Source organism: Streptomyces sp. NRRL F-5755 (genome assembly GCF_001279365.1).
Lineage (GTDB): Bacteria > Actinomycetota > Actinomycetes > Streptomycetales > Streptomycetaceae > Streptomyces > Streptomyces rimosus.
Genome location: NZ_LGCW01000015.1, coordinates 14,441 through 30,805, shown reverse-complemented (window position 1 = coordinate 30,805; position 16,365 = coordinate 14,441). Strand labels below are relative to the sequence as shown.

Annotated in this window: 20 protein-coding genes; 11 read left to right on the top strand and 9 right to left on the bottom strand. The window is 71.6% G+C overall.

Annotated features, from left to right (window positions below):
• Positions 1-147: 147 nt before the first annotated feature.
• From ADK86_RS03465 to ADK86_RS03450, 4 genes are all read left to right on the top strand, one after another.
• Positions 148-354 carry a hypothetical protein gene (locus tag ADK86_RS03465; protein WP_158712156.1) on the top strand — a complete coding sequence of 69 codons (207 nt, stop codon included), beginning with the start codon at positions 148-150 and terminating at the stop codon, positions 352-354.
• A 126-nt stretch (positions 355-480) separates the two neighbouring features.
• Complete coding sequence (locus tag ADK86_RS03460) at positions 481-732, top strand: hypothetical protein (RefSeq protein WP_053695216.1); 252 nt, start codon at positions 481-483, stop codon at positions 730-732.
• A gap of 112 nt (positions 733-844) precedes the next feature.
• On the top strand, positions 845-1,351 hold the full coding sequence (locus ADK86_RS03455; RefSeq protein ID WP_053695215.1) for a hypothetical protein: 507 nt from the start codon (positions 845-847) through the stop codon (positions 1,349-1,351).
• A gap of 108 nt (positions 1,352-1,459) precedes the next feature.
• Complete coding sequence (locus tag ADK86_RS03450) at positions 1,460-1,831, top strand: hypothetical protein (protein WP_267888780.1); 372 nt, start codon at positions 1,460-1,462, stop codon at positions 1,829-1,831.
• A 156-nt stretch (positions 1,832-1,987) separates the two neighbouring features.
• Here the strand turns inward: ADK86_RS03450 and ADK86_RS03445 are convergent, their stop codons facing one another.
• Together ADK86_RS03445 and ADK86_RS03440 are read right to left on the bottom strand one after the other, a co-directional pair.
• On the bottom strand, positions 1,988-3,262 hold the full coding sequence (locus ADK86_RS03445; RefSeq protein ID WP_053695213.1) for an MFS transporter: 1,275 nt from the start codon (positions 3,260-3,262) through the stop codon (positions 1,988-1,990).
• Positions 3,256-3,594, bottom strand: a complete 339-nt coding sequence (locus ADK86_RS03440; RefSeq protein WP_159393764.1) for a hypothetical protein — start codon at positions 3,592-3,594, stop codon at positions 3,256-3,258. The genes ADK86_RS03445 and ADK86_RS03440 overlap by 7 nt, the downstream gene beginning before the upstream one ends.
• Positions 3,595-3,854: 260 nt before the next feature.
• Between ADK86_RS03440 and ADK86_RS03435 the strand changes: the two genes are divergently transcribed.
• The 3 genes from ADK86_RS03435 (at position 3,855) to ADK86_RS03425 (ending at position 7,504) form a co-directional block, all read left to right on the top strand.
• Positions 3,855-4,808: a LysR family transcriptional regulator gene (locus tag ADK86_RS03435; protein ID WP_078951758.1), complete on the top strand. Its 954-nt coding sequence runs from the start codon at positions 3,855-3,857 to the stop codon at positions 4,806-4,808.
• 65 nt (positions 4,809-4,873) lie between these two features.
• Positions 4,874-6,445 (top strand): DUF885 family protein, encoded by a 1,572-nt coding sequence (locus tag ADK86_RS03430; protein WP_053695210.1) that lies wholly within the window; start codon positions 4,874-4,876, stop codon positions 6,443-6,445.
• Positions 6,446-6,550: 105 nt separating this feature from the next.
• Positions 6,551-7,504, top strand: coding sequence for a hypothetical protein (locus tag ADK86_RS03425; RefSeq protein WP_159393763.1), 954 nt, complete (start codon positions 6,551-6,553; stop codon positions 7,502-7,504).
• A 55-nt stretch (positions 7,505-7,559) separates the two neighbouring features.
• Here the strand turns inward: ADK86_RS03425 and ADK86_RS03420 are convergent, their stop codons facing one another.
• Entirely contained in the window at positions 7,560-8,081 is a 522-nt protein-coding gene (locus ADK86_RS03420; RefSeq protein WP_053695208.1) for a GNAT family N-acetyltransferase, read from the bottom strand.
• 249 nt (positions 8,082-8,330) lie between these two features.
• On the opposite strand from ADK86_RS03420, the gene ADK86_RS03415 reads away from it, so the two are divergent.
• The 4 genes from ADK86_RS03415 (at position 8,331) to ADK86_RS03400 (ending at position 11,105) form a co-directional block, all read left to right on the top strand.
• Positions 8,331-8,525, top strand: coding sequence for a hypothetical protein (locus ADK86_RS03415; RefSeq protein ID WP_053695207.1), 195 nt, complete (start codon positions 8,331-8,333; stop codon positions 8,523-8,525).
• 45 nt (positions 8,526-8,570) lie between these two features.
• Positions 8,571-9,392, top strand: coding sequence for a methyltransferase domain-containing protein (locus ADK86_RS03410; protein ID WP_053695206.1), 822 nt, complete (start codon positions 8,571-8,573; stop codon positions 9,390-9,392).
• A 146-nt stretch (positions 9,393-9,538) separates the two neighbouring features.
• A complete protein-coding gene (locus ADK86_RS03405) occupies positions 9,539-9,946 on the top strand; it encodes a YciI family protein (protein WP_053695205.1) in 408 nt (135 codons plus the stop codon).
• Positions 9,947-9,965: 19 nt separating this feature from the next.
• Positions 9,966-11,105 (top strand): RNA polymerase sigma factor, encoded by a 1,140-nt coding sequence (locus ADK86_RS03400; RefSeq protein ID WP_053695218.1) that lies wholly within the window; start codon positions 9,966-9,968, stop codon positions 11,103-11,105.
• 71 nt (positions 11,106-11,176) lie between these two features.
• Here the strand turns inward: ADK86_RS03400 and ADK86_RS03395 are convergent, their stop codons facing one another.
• The 6 genes from ADK86_RS03395 to ADK86_RS03370 all read right to left on the bottom strand — a co-directional run bounded on the left by ADK86_RS03395 (position 11,177) and on the right by ADK86_RS03370 (position 16,331).
• Positions 11,177-12,427, bottom strand: coding sequence for a mannosyltransferase family protein (locus tag ADK86_RS03395; protein ID WP_053695217.1), 1,251 nt, complete (start codon positions 12,425-12,427; stop codon positions 11,177-11,179).
• A gap of 73 nt (positions 12,428-12,500) precedes the next feature.
• Complete coding sequence (locus ADK86_RS03390) at positions 12,501-12,896, bottom strand: hypothetical protein (RefSeq protein WP_063788927.1); 396 nt, start codon at positions 12,894-12,896, stop codon at positions 12,501-12,503.
• Complete coding sequence (locus tag ADK86_RS03385; RefSeq protein WP_030594694.1) at positions 12,889-13,386, bottom strand: SigE family RNA polymerase sigma factor; 498 nt, start codon at positions 13,384-13,386, stop codon at positions 12,889-12,891. The genes ADK86_RS03390 and ADK86_RS03385 overlap by 8 nt, the downstream gene beginning before the upstream one ends.
• Positions 13,387-13,697: 311 nt before the next feature.
• Positions 13,698-14,225 carry a YcxB family protein gene (locus tag ADK86_RS03380; protein ID WP_053695204.1) on the bottom strand — a complete coding sequence of 176 codons (528 nt, stop codon included), beginning with the start codon at positions 14,223-14,225 and terminating at the stop codon, positions 13,698-13,700.
• 89 nt (positions 14,226-14,314) lie between these two features.
• Positions 14,315-14,941 (bottom strand): hypothetical protein, encoded by a 627-nt coding sequence (locus tag ADK86_RS03375; protein WP_053695203.1) that lies wholly within the window; start codon positions 14,939-14,941, stop codon positions 14,315-14,317.
• Between the two features lie 139 nt (positions 14,942-15,080).
• Positions 15,081-16,331 (bottom strand): PAS domain-containing protein, encoded by a 1,251-nt coding sequence (locus ADK86_RS03370; protein WP_053695202.1) that lies wholly within the window; start codon positions 16,329-16,331, stop codon positions 15,081-15,083.
• Positions 16,332-16,365: the final 34 nt, after the last annotated feature.

Below are 16,365 nucleotides of genomic sequence, written 5' to 3'. Positions count from 1 at the left end.
CCCCTCTCGTACGGCCCCCGCCCCTCCCTGTCCGCCAACCGGGTATATCGGGAGAAAAGTAGCGTTTCTCCTTTCATATGATCGGCTGCCGAGGGTTGAATCGACGCTGTCAGTCACTCTCAGCACGCCTCAAAGGAGGATGTTGGTATGCGTTCTGTTATGCGTCCGCTCTTCGTCGGCCTCGCGGTGGTGGGTCTGTCCGCCGCCGGTGCCGTCGCGGCTCAGGCCCACGGCCACGATGACGACGAAGTGAACATCAGCAAGTACACCAATGCGCCGAGTCACGCCTCGCACAACTGGGGCAGCGGCAACTGGAACTCGGCCGCCCGTTTCGGGGATCTGGAGCAGGACTGATCGCCCCAGCGCCTTGATGGTGGGCACATCCGGCACCCACCGGGTGTGCCTGCCGGCACGCGAACGGACCGGGCGGGGCGCCTCTCCCGCCTCGCCCGTCGGTCCGCGGCCGAGGACGCCGGCATCATGGCCAACGACGACTCCACTCCCGAGCGGCAGCTCCTCGTGCTGCAAGCACGGCTGCAACAACTCCAGTACGAGTACGCGCAACTCGCCCGCAGACGCGACGAACTCGAATCCGCGCTCAAGTACGTGGTCGACCGGGCGGGCGGCACGGTGACCGTGACCCGGCAGGACCGGGACCGGCTGCGCGCCGCCGCCCGCGTGCACATGCGGTACGACCCGGCCGACGGCTGCTGGCACTACGAACTCGGCTGAACCCGGTTCGCCGCCTCCCCGATGCGCCCGAACCTTTCCTCCGCGGGCTCTTTCAACGGCTCCCCGTTGGGTATCACACAGAAAACCCCCTCGTGTGTGCCCGGAGCCGCATATGCAGCATGCCCTGCCCATGCCCGGAGACATAGGTCTCACCCAAATCAGCGGCAATATCGGCCGCTTGATCCGTATCGGCCAATGGCTGAACGGAAACGGCTTCGCCGATTACCAGCACGCCTTCCTCGTACTCCCCGACGGCATGATCGTCGAAGCCGAACCCGGCGGCGCGACGATCCGCCCGCTGTCGGTCTACGACGGCGCGAACATCCTGTACGTGTGCCCCGAAGGGCTCACCGACCGGCAACGCGACGCGATATGCGCCGCAGGCCGCCGCTACGAGGGCGTCCCGTACAGCTTCCTCGACTACCTGGCCATCGCCGTCCACCGCCTCCGCATCCCGTTCCCGGGCCTGCGCCGCTACGTGGCCGCGACCGGCCACATGATCTGCTCCCAACTCGTCGACCAGAGCTACCACGACGCCGGAATCCCTCTCTTCTCCGACGGCCGCTGGCCGGGATATGTGACGCCGGGGGCGCTGTTCCAGCGGCTGGCCGACTTTTAGCAGCGGGCCGGCCGGCAAATCCGCTGGCCGATCTTTCGCCGGGAATCTACGGTGAAGGATGTGACCGCTCTTCCCGTTCCCGTCCCGGATGTGCGCGTCCGCGTACTGATGAATATCGGTGCCTGCGGGCCGTACGCGCACTTCGTGGCCCAGTTCGAGCCGCCAGGGGCGGGCGGGGGACTGGAGTTGCTGAGCGCCGTACCAGAAGACCGGCTGCCTGCGGAGTTCGTGCCGTCGGTGCGTGCGGGATTGCTGGACGGGCTGAACGGTGTCGCGGCTGCCGTACTGCTGACCGACGGCACCTTTCACGAAGTGGACTCGTCGGAATACGGCTACACGATCGCCGGCCGGGAGGCCGGCCGGGCCGCCCTCATAGGCGCCGGCCTGCTGCCCGCGGAAGAGGCCGAAGCGTTGCGCTGGACGACATGGCCGGGAAAGCCGCGGCCGAAGAAGCGGCGAAAGGGTGCTGAACGGCGCTGAGGCCCTTCGCGGTCGTTCTGCGCGACGGACGCCTGCGCGCTGCCGCGGACCACACCGCTGTCCCGGCAGAGGCGTTGTGCGTGCCGTTACCCAGGGCGTGGCCGTCGGCAACAGAGCTCCGCTGATCCCCGGCGGGTACGGCCGTACGAGTACCCCTCATGGCCGCTCGTCGCCCGCCCCGCCCGGCGGCAGGACGCGGAGCAGGGGAATCAGCGTGAGCGCGGTGAGCAGGGCGGCCGCGGCGAAGACCGGGCGCGGGCCGGCCAGTTCGGTGAGTGCGGCGGCCAGCGCGGCGCCCAGCGGCATGCCGCCCCAGCCGAGGCACCTGATGGCGCCGCTGATCCGGCCCAACTGGCCGTCAGGTACCAGGCGTTGCCGTAGCGAGATGACCACCACGTTCCACAGGCCGCTGCCCAGCCCGCCGAGGAACGTGGCGCAGGCGATCGCCGCGACGTCGGCGCTCACGGCCGGGGTGCCGAGCATGACGACGCACGCCACCACGTCCGCGGCCAGTATCGGGCGGACGCCCAGCGCGCGGGCGAGGCGTGGGGCCAGCGCGGCACCGATCACCGCGCCCGCGCCCAGGGCCGTCAGCAGCAGACCGTACCCGGCCGGGGACAGGCCGACCGGTCCCTGGACGGCGTACACGACCAGTACGGCGAGCCAGGCGCTCCAGCAGCCCGCCATCACGGTGCTCATGAGGGTCAGCGTGCGCAACGGCCGGTTGCGCCACAGGAGGCGCACGCCTGCGGTGAGCCGGCGCCGGTCGCGCCCCTTGGCGCCGTGCCGACTGCTGTCCTGGACCACCCGCCGCGACGTCCCGTGCAGCACCACCATGGCAGCGGCCGCGATGAGATACAGCCCGCCCGCGCCGCCCACCGCCCACGCCGGGCCGATGGCGATCAGCAGTCCGCCCAGCGGCAGCCCCACGAACTCGTTCAGTACGGACTCGGTGCCCCGTATCCAGGAGTTGGCCCACTCCAGCCGGTGGCGCGGCACCACCGAGGGGACGAGGGCGGTCGTGGCGATGTCGGCGACGGACTCGCCGACCGCGAGGCAGAGGGCGACCAGGTAGAGGAGGCAGAGGGCGAAGAAGGCGCCGGCGTCGAGAAGGAGGGTGGCCAGGAGGGCGGACAGCGCCGCCGCGCGGAAGAGGTGGAAGAAGATGACCAGACGGCGGCGGTCCGTGCTGTCGACGAGCAGACCGACCAGGAGCGGCGCCACCGCCCAGGGCAGCGTGTGCGCCAGCTTCGCGCCCGCGACCAGGCCCGAGGAGGCCGTCAAGTGGACGGCGAGCAACGGGATCAGGGCCATGACCAGCCCGTCGCCCAGGTTCGCCGACGCCGTCGCGGCCCACAGCCGGGCGAAGACCCGGCCGCCCTCGCACTGGTCGGGACGGCCGGATCGGCGCTGTGCCGCGGGGGTCAGCACAGAAGGGCGAACGTGGCGCGCGTGAAGGTGCCTTCACCGTGGGCGCGGACGGTGTGGGCGAACGCCGCCCGGGCGTTGGCCGGCGCCGGCACCGTGGCGGGCGCGGCCATCGGGAACCCGGCCAGCAGGCCGCGGACCTGCTCGCCGACGCAGTTGATGCCCTTGTTCTTCAGGATGGTCTCGCCGATCGCTGCGCCGGCGCCGTCGAGGGACTCGCCGGTCCAGGCGGAAACCGCGTATTCCTTGCCCTTCACCTGCTCGAAGAAACGGACCTGGGCCAGGTTCTCGCTTTCGGTGAGGAGGACGAAAATGCGGCGCTCGGTGAGCTCCATGTTGTGCGAGTCCATTTTGTTCAGGATGGACTCCGGGTCGCCGTACAGGTCGTGGACTTCCGGGGTCCAGGAGTACTGCCTGCAAGGGGCCGCCAAATCGGCGCCCCGCTCAGGTGTTTCGGGGTGGGGTGTGGCACTCATGGAATGTCCTGTTCCTCTATGCCGGCCGGCTGCCCGGAGGGGCAACCGCTCCACCAGATTTCCGGATCCGGCGCAAGAGCACAATTGCGGGTTTCGCATGGCTGCTCTATCTTCCGAGCATGCGTGACCTACACCGTTTACGGGTGCTCGTCGAGATCGCCGACCGGGGTTCGATGTCGGCCGCGGCCCGCGCGCTGTCCTTCAGCCAGCCGGCCGTCTCGCGGCAGATCGAGGCGCTGGAACAGGAGGTGGGTGCGCAACTCGTACTGCGGCTGGGCCGTGGTGTCCGGCTGACCGATGCGGGGCTGCTGTTGGCCGACCGGGCACGCGGTATTCTTTCGCAGATCGTCTCCGTAAAACAGGAGTTGCGGTCTCTGAACGGATTGCGCGGCGGGCGGCTGCGTATAGGCGGCTTCGCCGGCGTCAACGCGTATCTGCTGCCACGGGCGTTGGCCCGTTTCGCCGAACGCTATCCGCGGGTGGGACTTTCGCTGGCCGGCTCGACCACCCGCCACCACGTCGCGGACCTGCGGTCCGGGCTGATCGACATGGCGCTGGTCACCGACTGGGACCTGATGGGGGAGCGGGCGGGGGCCGAGCCGTCCGGCCAGGTCGGTGGGCTGGATATTCTGCCGCTGTTCGAGGAGGAGTTGTTCGTGGCCGCCGGCCGCGGCAGCCCGGCCGGTCACGGCGAGTTGTCCCCGCGCGGCTTGCGCGGCCTGGCCGAGGAACCGTGGATCGAGGGCGCCCATCCGGATTGTCTCGGCCCGCAGCCGGAATTCGAGGCCGCGTTGGGATTCGAGCCGCATATCCGTTTCCGGGTCGGGGACTGGAACGCGGTCGGCCGGCTGGTGGAGATGTCGGCCGGCGTCACGCTCGTTCCGGGTCTGCTCGCGGCCCGCAGTCGTGAAAGGTTCGCTGTACATTCCCTGGCGGGCCATTTCCCGCCCCGTCGGGTGTACGCCGCGTTCCCCGAGAGGGCTCACTCGCCCGCCGTGGAGCCCATGGTCGAGATTCTGTCGGACGTGGCACGCGAGGAGCGCGAACTGCTCTTCCGTACGCCCGTCCATTGATCCTCCAGCCGAACTGATCGCCCGTCCGCAGGAACCAGGGACGGAACCGGAAGGAATACGGGCCCATGGACGCTCGGTTACGCGCGGTCTGCGACCTGATGGTCGAGCAGGTACGCGAACAAGCCGGCCTGCACGCATACGACGGCCATGTGCAGGACCTCTCCCCGGACGGCATCCGTGCCGGATTGGCCGCACTCGGCGGCCGCGCGATCGGCACACACCAGTCGCCGCCTTTCGCCGACTCACCCGATTCCCACGACGCCGCACATCTCCACATCTTCGAAAAGGCCCTCCGCACGGTCTACGGCGACCTCGAAATGCACCGCCGCAACCCGCTGCCCCACCTGCTCAACCTCGACCTGTGCGTATACGACCGGGAGTACGCGCCGGCCGCCGACCGGGACCGCGCCAAGCGCGCCCACCTCGCGTCCTGGCCCGACGCGATCGACGCCTCCGTCCGCTCGCTGGACCAGGTCGACGCCCCCACGGCCCGTGCCATGCTGGCCGCGGCCGACAGCCTCACCGCGGTCATCCCGCCCGAACTGGCCGACACCGACATCGCCGTACGCGCCCGCAGCGCACACGCACGGCTGGTGACGTGCCTCGGGCACGCGGCCGCGCACGGCGACCCGCGCTCCGCGCTCGGCGAGCGCGATCTCGCCCTGCTCATGGGCGCCCCCGAAGGGCTCGACGTCAGCCTGCCCCGCCTGGCCGAACGGGCCGACCAGGAGACGCGACGGCTGCGCCTCCTGCTGCGCGAGGCATGCCGCCGGCTGGCTCCCGGCCGCCGCCCGCACGATCTCGTACGGGATCTCGTACGGGAGCCCTCGCCGGCCGGCGCCGTACTGGACCGGGCGCGGGCCGTCACCACGGAGCTGATGGCCTTCACCCGCGGCCGGGCCCTCCTGCCGTACCTCGACGGCGAGGTGCGGGTCGGCCCCACGCCACCGTCCCGCCAGGACACCTGGGCCATGATGGCCTTCGCCGCGCCCGGGGAACCCGACGCTCCGTCCTGGTACCACCTCACCTTGCCGGAGCCGGGCTGGCGTACGGAGGACGCCGCGGAGTGGCTGACCGTCTTCAGCCCCACGATGCTGCCCGCCGTCACGGCGCACGAGGTGGTGCCCGGGCACTTCGCGCACGCCCGATGCCTGCGCAGGGCCGCCGGTCCCGTCCGGCGCATCCTCCAGTCCCTCACCTTCATGGAGGGCTGGGCGCACTACGGGGAGGAGCTGATGGTGGAGGAGGGCTTCCGGGCGGACGACCCCCGCTTCACCATCGGCGTCTGCTCGGAAGCGCTGATCAGGGTGGTACGGCTGGCCTGCGCGATCGGAGTGCACACCGGGGCCATGGACGTGCCGGAGGCCGCCCGCCGCTTCGAGGCGGACACCTACCTCTCGGGCCGCGCCGCCCGCTCGGAGGCCGAGCGGGCCACCTTCGACCCCACCTACGGCCGCTACACCTGGGGCAAGCTCGCCCTGCGCGATCTGCGGGACGAAGCCCGGCGGCGCTGGGGCGGCGCCTACTCCGCCCGGCGATTCCACAGCGCCGTCCTTTCTCTCGGCTCACCGCCACTGGGGCTGCTGCCGGCCGCCCTCGCGGACGGGAGTGAATTCCCGCTCTCCCGGCGGCCGTAAAAGTCGCAGACCTCCCGGTCATGAAGTAGGACTGGATCTTGTCCCGGCGCACCAATGCCGAACGCGTGCACAGGAACCAGCTTCTCGGTACGGGAGAGGAAGCCCATGAGGCCAGAAGTCAAGGCGAACAAAAACGCACCCGAAGACTACGCGGACCCCGTCAACGAATTGGTTCGTACGGCCGTGGCCTGCCAGCCGCTGGACGCAGTCGCGCGCCTCGTCGATTTGCTGGAGAGATCTCCGCACGGTAAATGCGCCGCGGACGAGGCGCTGTGTACGGCCGCGACGGAACTGCCCGTACACGAGGTGGCGCAGCTGGTACACCTGCTGTCGCAACCGCCACGGTCCCCCGACGGCGCCGACACCATTCTCCGCAGGGCCGCGGAGCAGCGGCCGGTCGCCGAGGTCAGCCACCTCGTCACCCTGCTGCACCAGCCACCGCACGCCGCTCGTGCCGGCTCGCAGACGACACGTACGGCGGCGGGCCGGCGTTCCGTGGAAGAGCTGGCCGAACTCATCACCTCGCTCGTGGCGGAGCGTACGAAGGACAACGCGTTCGAAAGCGCAGAAAGCTTCGAAGGCGGTGTGGCGCCGGCTGAAAACGGTGCCGAGGGGGCGTACGAGAGAGCGGAGTCCGGTCATTCCTTTGCCGCCGCGCGATGGCTTCCCAGACTGGCGGGCCTGGGCCTTTTGCTGTGCGGCGGGGCGCATATTCCCACGGGGCTGCACCGCGGCGCGTCGATCCCGGTGAATATCGCGGCCATCGGCCTTCCGGCGCTCTGCGTCCTGATGGCCGTCCTGCTGTTCGTCAAGAACACCGTCGTCCCTTTGGCGGCCGGATTCCTGATCTCCGTGGCGGCAATGGCCCAGCACGTACTGGCGGGAGTTCCTTTCGCCCCCTCGGCCCTTTCGCAAACTCTCCACCACATTTTCCTGCCGCCGCTTCCCGCCTCGGCCGCGGCGGGGCTCGCCGCCTGCCTGGCGCTCGCCGCGCTGGTGCACGCCCTGGCCGCCGCCCGGCAGCCGCGAGCGGCCACCGCGGTGCTTCCGGCAGCCTGACGATCAGTGAGGCGGACCGCGGAGGGGCCGACGGCAGGCCGCCGGCCCCGTGGCGTCACCGCCCGTGGCGGTCCGAGCGCGTGATCATGAAGCGGGCGATGTTCTCCGCTTCCTCGGTGGCGTAGCGGCGGAAACCGGCCTTCTCCAGTACGCGCAGCGAGGCCGGGTTCGTCAGCTCGGCGCCCGCGACCACGGTGTGCACGCCGGGCAAGGCGAGGGCGAAGTCCGTCAGGGCACGGGCGGCCTCGGTGGCGTAACCCCGGCCGCGGCGGGATGCCACGAGACCGTAACCGATCTCGACCTGCCCGTCGCCGGGCGGCCCGAACAGTCCGATGGAGCCCACCAGCAGATCACTGTCGCGCTCGATGATCAGGCGCTGGCTGTGGTCGTCGAGCCACCCGGGGTGCTGCTCGAAGAGGTGGGCGATGACGCGGTCGCCTTCGGCGGGGAAGTCGTCGGCCCAGTCCGCCGACCTTCGGTTGTCGATGACCGCGGCAACCTCGTCGAGGCCCCAGGGCCGAAGGACGAGGCGGTCGGTGACCAGCTGCGCGTGGGCGGAAGAGGTGGAAGCGGACACGTGTCACTCTCAGTCGTCGTGGTGGAACGACCGGCCCGCGTCGCTAGCGCACGGGTCGGACGAGGGCATGCCGATGAGGGCCGACGGCGGCCATATTCATCAACCTCCTCATCCCGTGAAGACGCGTGTCTCGCGCTGAGGGGATGTTAGCAGCGCGGTCGGTTCGGCATCGAAACGGTTTTCGATTGGGTGTTGTTGCCGTCGTGCGTCGGCGCGGTATGTGGTTGCCTCGGCTTCCTTGATCCGCTCGTGCGGTTTCTGCGCCTGGGCGGGCAACTGGGCGTCGCGACACCGGCGATGATCCGGGAGTGCCGCGAACTGGGCGCGATACCGCCCGGCCGGTGCGACTGGCCCCTGTGGGCCCGCGCCTGCGCCGCCCGCCCGCCGGACGACCCGGCCCACCGGCCGGCGATCGGCATGCTCACCGCGGACGGTGGCGATTGATCCGTACGGTACCGACCGAGCAACCCCGCCTGAGATGATCGGCCCATGACAGACGACACACCGCAACCCGCCGGCAACGAATACCTCCTGGACAACCAACAGTCCGAGGCGGGGGAGCGGTTCACCGCTCTGTCGGCGCTCTTCGACCCGTGGACGTTCCGGCACTTCGAGGGCGTCGGGGTCGGTGCGGGGTGGCGGTGCTGGGAGGTCGGCGCGGGTGGGCCGAGCGTGCCGGCCTGGCTGGCCGGGCGGGTCGGGCCGACCGGGCGCGTGGTGGCCACCGACATCGACACGTCCTGGGTGGACGGTGCCTCCGATGGAGGCTTCGCGGTGCTGCGCCACGACGTGGCGTCCGAGGCGCCCCCGGCCGGCGGGCCGTTCGACCTCATCCACGCCCGGCTCGTACTGGTGCACGTCGCCGACCGGAACAAGGCCCTGCGGTCCATGGCCGAGGCGCTCCGCCCCGGCGGGTGGCTCGTGCTGGAGGACGCCGATCCGGCGTTGCAGCCGCTGGTCTGCCCCGACGAGTACGGGCCCGAGCAGGAGCTGGCCAACAGGCTGCGACGGGGCTTCCGCGAGCTGATGCGGCAGCGCGGCGCGGACCTCGCGTACGGGCGCAAGCTGCCGCGACTGCTGCGCGAGGCCGGGCTGACCGACGTCGAGGCCGACGCGTACTTCCCGGTCGCCTCACCGGCGTGTGCCGTACTGGAGGAGGCCACCGTCCGCCAGGTCCGCGACAAGCTCGTGGCCGCCGGGCTGGCCACCGACGACGAGATCGACCGCCATCTGGCCAACATCGCCGCGGGCGGCCTCGACCTGGCCACCGGGCCGCTGATCTCCGCCTGGGGCCGCCGCCCGGCGGCCTGAGGCGGCGCCGGTACCGCGCGGGTACGGAGGACGCGCACGGGCCGCTCGAAAAAATCTTGTACGGGGATGTCGAGAACCCGTGACCGGCTCCGTCCCAGGGGTGCAGGCGACCACAATGGGTCGCACCGGCACCGAGGAGAACCACCATGGCCAAGTACCTGCTGCTGAAGCACTACCGCGGCGCTCCGGCCCCGGTCAACGACGTATGCATGGACCAGTGGACGCCGGAGGAGATCTCGGCGCACATGACGTACATGAACGACTTCGCGGCCCGTCTGGAGAAGACCGGCGAATTCGTCGACGGCCAGGCGCTCGCGCCCGAAGGGACGTGGGTCCGGTACGACGGCGAGGGGCGCCCGCCGGTCACCGACGGCCCGTTCGCCGAGACCAAGGACCTGATCGCCGGGTGGATGGTGATCGACGTCGACAGTTACGAGCGCGCCGTGGAACTGGCCGGGGAGCTGTCGGCCGCCCCCGGGGCGGGCGGCAAGCCCATCCACGAGTGGCTGGAGCTGCGCCCGTTCCTGAGCGCGCAGCCCACCATCACGGAGTGACCGCTCCGTGACCTCACCGGTGAACGGGGCGCTGCTCCGGAGCCTGACGCCGGGTGTGCTCGCCGTCCTCGTCCGCCGCGGAGCCGACTTCGCGGCGGCCGAGGACGCGGTGCAGGACGCCCTGGTCGAGGCGGTCCGGAGCTGGCCCGTCGACCCGCCGCGGGACGCGAAGGGCTGGCTGGTCACGGTGGCCTGGCGCAAGTTCCTCGACGCGCGGCGGGCGGACACCGCCCGCCGCCGGCGCGAGGACCTCGTCGACCAGGAGCCGGAGCCGGGCCCCGCGCCCGCCGCGGACGACACCCTCCGGCTCTATTTCCTGTGCGCCCACCCGTCGCTGACGCCGTCGTCCGCGGTCGCGCTCACGCTGCGGGCCGTCGGCGGCCTGACCACCCGGCAGATCGCGCAGGCGTACCTGGTGCCCGAGGCGACGATGGCGCAACGCATCAGCCGGGCCAAGCGCACCGTCTCCGGAGTCCGCCTCGACCGGCCCGGTGATGTGGCCACCGTGCTGCGCGTGCTCTACCTGGTCTTCAACGAGGGCTACTCCGGCGACATCGACCTCGCCGCCGAGGCCATCCGGCTCACCCGGCAGCTCGCGGCCGTGATCGACCACCCCGAGGTGGCGGGGCTGCTCGCCCTCATGCTGCTCCACCACGCCCGCCGTGCCGCCCGTACCGCGCCCGACGGCAGCCTGGTGCCGCTCGCCGAGCAGGACCGTGCGCGGTGGGACACCGGGGCGATCACCGAAGGCGTCGCGATCTTGCAGGCGGCCCTCGCCCGCGACCGGCTGGGCGAATTCCAGGCCCAGGCCGCCATCGCGGCCCTCCACGCGGACGCCCCGCGCGCCGAGGAGACCGACTGGGTGCAGATCGTCGAGTGGTACGACGAGCTGGCGGGCCTGACCGGCAGCCCCGTCGTCCGGCTCAACCGCGCGGTCGCGGTCGGCGAGGCCGACGGGCCGCGCGCCGGGCTGGCGGCGCTCGCCGAACTGGACGAGTCCTTGCCCCGCCATGCCGCGGTGGCGGCGTACCTCCACGAGCGCGACGGCGACCTGACGACGGCGGCCCGGCTGTACGCGGAGGCGGCCCACAAGGCACCCCACCTCGCCGAGCGCGACTATCTGACGCGCCAGGCGGCGCGGCTCAACGCCCGCCGGTGACGTCGACGGGTACGAGGCGGCCGGTCACCCGCTCGCCCCGATCACCCGGTCCGGCGCCCCCGTAACCCCGGTCATCCGGTCCAGCGCCCCGTAAAGAACGTCAGGGCGAACACCGTGCTCACAGGTGCGACCGTGCAGAGGTACATGGTCTTGAGGCGGGGGCTGCGCAGGCTCCAGGCGGCCAGGGCGATCCACAGCGGCCACCACAGGAGGGCGGCGCGGGGGATGGACACGTACCAGAACGAGGTTCCCAGGGCACACAGGCTCAGGGCGACGTAGACGGCCTCGGGCCAGCGGCGCTTGCGCGCGAGGACGGCGAGCAGGGCCACTCCGACGGCCATCGTCACGAGCTCGGCCTGGAACATGAAGGCGTAGCCGGTGCTCTGGGCGTGGTCGAAGGCGTTGGTCCAGGTGTTGCTCCAGGCTTCCCAGGGAGTGTGGAAGGAACGGAACCAGCCGCGTTCCTGGGCATGCTTCCAGGCCATCCAGTCGCCGGTGTGGGCGTGGAGGTACCAGCTGAAGAGGGCGAGGGGCAGCGCCGGCAGGGCCAGCCAGGGGAGTGGGCGCAGGTTGCGGGTGCTGCGCACGGTGAGGAGGAAGTGGGCGGCGAGGGCCGCGGCGAGGAAGAGGCCGCTGACGCGTACGGCGGTGGCCGCGGCGGTCAGTGCCATGGCCAGGGGCCAGTGGTGGCGCTGGGCCGCGAGCCAGGCGGGCAGGGCCAGGGCCAGGAAGAGGGCCTCGGTGTAGCCGACGGCCAGGAAGACGGCGCACGGGGAGACGAGGAAGAACAGGACGGCGCGCCGTCCCGCCTCGGCGTCGGGCAGGTGGTGGCGGGTGATGCGGGCCAGGGCCAGTACGGCGACGGCGCCGGAGACGAACGAGATCGTCAGCCCGGCCAGTCCCCAGTCCGGCACCAGGAGGTGCACCGCGCGCAGCACCAGGGGAAAGCCGGGGAAGAAAGCCTCCCGGTTGTCCCAGTCGGACTCCCACGGACCGGCCTGTCCGGGGAAGTAGCCCTGATCGGCGATGTGCTGGAAGTGGTCCCAGTCCCAGTGCTGGAACGGCGCGAGGAGCGCGCCGGGGTCCTGGGCGGCGGGGTCGGAGGGGAACAGCCACCGGGCGCAGTAGGCCGTCACCCAGATCCCGATACGTGTCGACAGGTACAGCCACAGGATGTCCCGGTCCCCGGGGTGCAGGCGCCGGCTCGCGCGGACCCGCAGGCCCCAGCGCACACGGCCGGCCCGGGTGGCAGGCCCCGGGGAGCGCCGGGGCGCCGCCGGTGGCTGGGGTTGGTCGCGTACATCGGTGGATATAGGGGGCATCGGGTTCCTTGGGTGGGGGCAGGCAGGCCGGGGCGCCCGGTGGCGGTCCGCCGGGTCACGGAAGGCGGGCGGCTCAGGGCGGCGGTTCGGTGGCCGTTCCTCGGGAGGCGTCGTCCGTGGTGGCGGCGCTGTCCGTGGGGGAGTCGCTGATCGTGGCCGTCGGGGTGGGAGGGGGCGACGAGGCGGAGGCGGTGGCCTCGGGGGCCGGCAGCCGGTCAGGGGCCGGCCGGCCGGGCGGCGGCCCGGCCGGTCCCACCGGGGCCGGTGGCCGGGAGAGCAGCGCGGCAGCGGTGGCACCGCCGCCGGCGCAGGCCAGGCACGCCACCGTCACCAGCGCGGCGACGCGCCGCCGGCGCGCCCTGCGGCCGCGCGCGGCGATCTCGGCGACGGGCGCGGCCACGGCGCGGTCCTGCCCGGCGTCGGCCGCTTGCTGGAAAAGGGACCGCAGCGGGTCCTGGGGCTCAGGCACCGGGCGCCTCCTCGATACGCGGGTCGTGCAGACGGTCGGCGAGCGCCTTGCGGCCGCGGCTCAGATGGGTCTTGACGGTGCTCGCCGAGAGCCCCGTCTCGCCCGTGATCTGTTCGACGGTCAAGTCGCAGAGGTAGTGCAGGGTCAGCGTGCGGCGCTGCTGGGCAGGCAGTTCCCGCAGCGCCTCGACCAGCGCGACCTGCGCCGGCTCCGGCCCGTCGACGAGGGACGGCGCACCGCTGCGCCGCCACGCGTCGGCACTGCGGCGCAGGTGCCGCCACCGGCTGACCGCCAGCCGCCAGGCGACCGTGCGGATCCACGCCTCGGGCTGCCCGTGCCGGTCGAGCTGCCGACGCCGGTTCCAGCCTTTGACGAACGCCTCCTGCACCACGTCCTGCGCCTCGTGCAGGTCGCCGAGCATCACGTACAACTGCCCCGTGAGCCGCGCGACCGTCTGGGCGTAGAACCTCTCGAACTCCTCGACGGTCAACAGCCACTCCTGGATCTCTCGCTTCACCAGCCATACGCCCCGCAGGCCGCGCTCGGTCGACACGCAGCACGGGAAAACTTCGTGAGGCTCGTCACGAAACCGAATCGCCACGGCGTGCATTACGGGGGCGGCGGTGCCCCGGGGCGGGTGGCGGACGGTTGCGTGAGGCGTTCGCGTACCGGGCCCGGCGGGCTCACCGTTCGCCCCTCACCGTCGCCCGCGGCCCCTAATCGCCCATGAACCACAGACAACTGCCCGGCGTCGCCGCGCACCGTTCCAGGAGCGCTGCGAGATCCCATGATCACCCCGGCTCAGACGCGCGTCAGATGCCGGTCGAACAGCGCGCGCAACCGGTCGACGTCACCGGCACCCGGCGCCCCGCGCTTGGGCAGGACCGTCAGGCTGGTGACGTTCCTGTCGCCGCCGAGCAGCACGAACACGCGCGGCGTCTCGGTGTACTGGGCCAGTGCCTGCCAGGTGAGGACGCTGGACTGCTGCTGGTTGGCGACGGCGATGCCGTTCTCGTCCACCGTCGTGCGGCACGGGCCTCCGGCATCGAGCAGCCGGTGGAACTGGCGGGCCTGCATGCGCGGCACGAACAGCATCACCAGGAGCACGACCGCCGGGGTGATCATGAGCGGCACGTCGACGGTGCCGTCCAGCAGCGAGGACAGCACCGCGTAGGCGAGCAGCAGCACGGCGATCACGGCCATCAGCCACCTCGTCCGGCGTCCGGCCGACGTCGCCCGCATACGGGCCCGCAACGCCTCGCGCATATCCTCGACGGTGGCCCGGTACGACATCTCCACCCGTGTACCGGCCTGCTGTTCCGCGCTCACGCGTCTCCCTGTGCACCTGTAATTCCGGCCAAAAGAGGAAAGTGTATCCGCTTTCCCGCGGCCGGCCGGAAAGGGGCCTCGGCGCGGTCTCAGTGAAAGGGGCGGATGTCGATGCCGATCCAGTCGTCCTGGCCGTAGTTCGCCTCATTCCCGTCGAGGAACAGACTCACCAGGCGATTGCCGTGCTTCCACGACATCTGCCGCTCGGGCTCGTCCGACGGCACGGGCGGCGCCGCGGGCAGCGGTGCGCCCAGGCGGGTGCGGAGCAGGCGTTCGGCGTCGGTGTAGCAGGCGAGGAAATCGTCCCGGGTGGCGTCTGCCTTGTGCGTGGCCCAGGCCGGAAGCGGATCGCCCCACAGGTGCCGTGGGTCCACGGGCAGACCGGTCCCGGCCTCGACGCAATCGATTGCCGCGTAGGCCAGGGGAAAAGCGAGGAAGGAGTCCTCGTGGCACTCCGGTTCGTCGCAGGCGACGCCCGGGTCGTCGGAATTCGAGCAGCCCGGGTATTCCCCCAGGACGACGTGCCAGGAATGGCCCGGTTCGCCGAGCGGCCAATGATCCAGCCATCCCACGGCGGTTTCGCCCCCGACGGCGGGGCGGGCCCAGCCCCGGCGCCGGAACTCCTCGTCGAAGGCATCGCGGCACCACGGAACGTCGGCCAGTTCCAGCAACTGGTCGAGGAACCGGGGAGTGAGGGGAAAGGACAGCATGGACATGGTGAGAACGTATATCCCGCCCTGCCTCGCCGACCGTCCGGCCCTGGGCGGCTGCGCCACCGAGACCGACGACGGGCCGATCGGAGTCCGGGCCACCGTCGCCGTGCGGCAGCCTTCGCCGATAGCGCGCCGCCCGGCGTCAGACCCCGTAACGAGCGAGGACCGTACGGGCGATGTCGGCCCGGGAGAGCCGCTGCGAAGCCGCGGTGGTCCGCAGCCACACGGCGGCGTCGTCCGTGCTGATGCCCTGTGCCGCGGCCAGGACGCCGATCGCCGTGTTGATGTCGTCGGCGTCGGCGGTGGTCCTGAGCTGCTGGATGATCTCGGTGTCCATGTCGGCGAGCAGCACGGCCGTCGTGATGTCCGCGAAGGCCGCCGCATCGAGCGGCGGCCCCAAGCGCCGGGGGCTTCGCCCTTCGCGGTAGAGCGTGAGGGTGCCGAGCGTGGTGGCGGAGTTGCGCAACGGGTACGCGAACACCGCCGAGACGCCGGCGCGGGACACGGCGTCGGCGCAGAAGGGCCACCGGGAGCCGCACCGGTCCACATCAGCCACCAGAACCGGTTCGCCGGTTTCGTACGCGGTCAGCGACGGGCCCTCCCCGGCGACCCACTGCAACTCCTCGGCGCGGAGTGCCGAAGGGGAACTGGCGGCGAGGTGATGCGGTACGGGGCCGCGGCCGTGCAACGTGATCGCGGCGGCGTCGACCGTCGGCAGCTCCCGCACCGCGGCCGCGCACACCGCGTCGGCGCAGCCCTGGGGGAGTGACCGGCGGGCGGCGTGGACGATGCGGTGCCACAGCGCGTCGCGGCGCGCGATGTCGGCGGCGGACCGCTCCCCGGAAGAGTGCCGCGAGGCTTGCCATGTGTCGTGCGCGCGGGCGTAGCGCGCGGCCGCCAGCATGGCGCGCCGCAGTAATGCCGTCGGCTGCCGGGCCGTATCCCACACGTCGGCTTCTCCGTCCGCCGGGCCGAGGATTTCGTGGACCGCGGTGATGTCCTCGGCATGGTGCAGCGCGCCGACCACGCGCCCGTCGCCGTCGACCAGCGGGGAGTTGACGGGGCTCCACGTCTTGGGGCGGAACGTGCCGGGGACCTCGGGGTCGGGGATGTCGTAGCGCTGCACGCCCATATCGTCCGGTACGCCGTACCGCAGCACCCTTTCCAGAGAAGCACCGAGGTTGCGCACGCCGGTTGCGGTGGGGTCCTCGGGATTGTCCGGAAAGGCGTCGAACATGAACGCGCCGATCAGCTCGTCCCGCGTCCGTCCGGTGGCCCGCAGATACGCCGGATTGGCCGCCCGAATGCGCAGGTCGGTGTCGAGCACCACGTACGGGGCCGCGGTGACCAGAAACAACTGGCTGTCCGATGTGGCCCGCAGAACCTCGTGCACCAATGTGTACCTCCCCGGGGCGAATGAACTGCTG

Excerpts from the sequence above, each read along its gene's own strand:
- ADK86_RS03465 (WP_158712156.1), top strand. The coding sequence starts at position 148 with ATGCGTTCTGTTATGCGTCCGCTCTTCGTCGGCCTCGCGGTGGTGGGT.
- ADK86_RS03460 (WP_053695216.1), top strand. The coding sequence starts at position 481 with ATGGCCAACGACGACTCCACTCCCGAGCGGCAGCTCCTCGTGCTGCAA.
- ADK86_RS03455 (WP_053695215.1), top strand. The coding sequence starts at position 845 with ATGCAGCATGCCCTGCCCATGCCCGGAGACATAGGTCTCACCCAAATC.
- ADK86_RS03450 (WP_267888780.1), top strand. The coding sequence starts at position 1,460 with ATGAATATCGGTGCCTGCGGGCCGTACGCGCACTTCGTGGCCCAGTTC.
- ADK86_RS03440 (WP_159393764.1), bottom strand. The coding sequence starts at position 3,594 with ATGGAGCTCACCGAGCGCCGCATTTTCGTCCTCCTCACCGAAAGCGAG.
- ADK86_RS03435 (WP_078951758.1), top strand. The coding sequence starts at position 3,855 with ATGCGTGACCTACACCGTTTACGGGTGCTCGTCGAGATCGCCGACCGG.
- ADK86_RS03430 (WP_053695210.1), top strand. The coding sequence starts at position 4,874 with ATGGACGCTCGGTTACGCGCGGTCTGCGACCTGATGGTCGAGCAGGTA.
- ADK86_RS03425 (WP_159393763.1), top strand. The coding sequence starts at position 6,551 with ATGAGGCCAGAAGTCAAGGCGAACAAAAACGCACCCGAAGACTACGCG.
- ADK86_RS03410 (WP_053695206.1), top strand. The coding sequence starts at position 8,571 with ATGACAGACGACACACCGCAACCCGCCGGCAACGAATACCTCCTGGAC.
- ADK86_RS03405 (WP_053695205.1), top strand. The coding sequence starts at position 9,539 with ATGGCCAAGTACCTGCTGCTGAAGCACTACCGCGGCGCTCCGGCCCCG.
- ADK86_RS03395 (WP_053695217.1), bottom strand. The coding sequence starts at position 12,427 with ATGCCCCCTATATCCACCGATGTACGCGACCAACCCCAGCCACCGGCG.
- ADK86_RS03375 (WP_053695203.1), bottom strand. The coding sequence starts at position 14,941 with ATGTCCATGCTGTCCTTTCCCCTCACTCCCCGGTTCCTCGACCAGTTG.